The organism is Amycolatopsis thailandensis (assembly GCF_002234405.1).
GTDB classification, from domain to species: domain Bacteria; phylum Actinomycetota; class Actinomycetes; order Mycobacteriales; family Pseudonocardiaceae; genus Amycolatopsis; species Amycolatopsis thailandensis.
Genome location: NZ_NMQT01000291.1, coordinates 1 through 1,084 on the forward strand (window position 1 = coordinate 1; position 1,084 = coordinate 1,084).

A 1,084-nucleotide genomic window follows, 5' to 3' on the forward strand; every position below is an offset into this window, starting at 1 on the left:
TTACCCGACGCCTATCCCATCGGACACGACCCTGGTGACCGTCGGCATCGGCGGCAACGACATCGGGCTGGTCGGGCTCGCGACGTCGTGCGTGAACCTGCTGCCGGTAGGCGCCTCGTGCAAGGCGGCCAACACCGCGGGCGGGGTGGACAAGTACGCCACGAAGATCGACGCTTTCGCCGCGACCTACGGCACGGTGATCGAGCAGATCCGCCAGCGCGCCCCGCGGGCGGAGATCGTCATGGTCGGCTATCCGACCGGGATCAAACCGCGCGGCTGCTGGCCGCTCGTCCCGGTCCTGCCGCAGGACGCCGACTACATCCAGGCCAACATGGACCGGCTCAACACGCGGATGGCCGAACAGTCCGCCGCGCACGGTGCGAAGTACGTCGACATCCGCACACCGAGCATCGGCCACGACGCCTGTCAGCCGATCGGCGTGAAGTGGATCGAGGGGCTCATCCCGTCGGTGGTGAACAACAGTTTCGCGCCGTTGCACCCGAACGCCGCCGGACTCGCGGCCGTGGTGCCAAGCATCCGCAAGGTGTTGTAGCGCCTGTGCCTGGCCGGCGGCTCTCGCGCCGGCCAGGCACAGCCCGTGCTACTCCGGCGCCTGGAAGCCGCCGATCTCCCGCTCGAGCAGTTCGGCCAGCCGCAGCGGGGTGCGGTCCTGGAACATCGGACCGATGAGCTGCACTCCCACCGGCAGGCCCTCGGGGGACCGGCCCGCCGGGATGGCGGTGGCGGGCAGGCCGGGCATGGTGGCCACCCCGGCCCAGACGAGCTGGTCGAAATACGGGTACTCGACGCCGTCGATGTCGAGCCGGCGTTCCAGTGGATTGGGGTTGTGGTCGTGCGGGAACGCGGGGGTGGGCGTGATCGGGCACACCACGGCGTCGAACTCGGCGAAGAACCACCGCCAGCCGTGGCGGTGGAGCTCTCGGCGGTTGTTCACGTCGATCCAGTCGCGGTGGCTCAACACCATGGCGCGTAGCTGAGCGGCCCCGATACTGCGATCGTCCGCGCTCAGTCCGGCGGCGCGCGCCTTCAGTTGTTCGTACTCGTCGACGGGGTGACGGGAAAG

General features: G+C 69.4%; 2 protein-coding genes. One reads left to right on the top strand and one right to left on the bottom strand.

The features are described from left to right. On the top strand, window positions 1–553 hold a 553-nt coding region (locus tag CFP71_RS42380), incomplete at its 5' end, for an SGNH/GDSL hydrolase family protein (protein ID WP_143267304.1). Window positions 554–601: 48 nt separating this feature from the next. Here CFP71_RS42380 and CFP71_RS42385 read toward each other — a convergent pair. Beyond that, the coding region (locus CFP71_RS42385; RefSeq protein WP_244200049.1) for an amidase family protein at window positions 602–1,084 on the bottom strand (483 nt) is incomplete at its 5' end.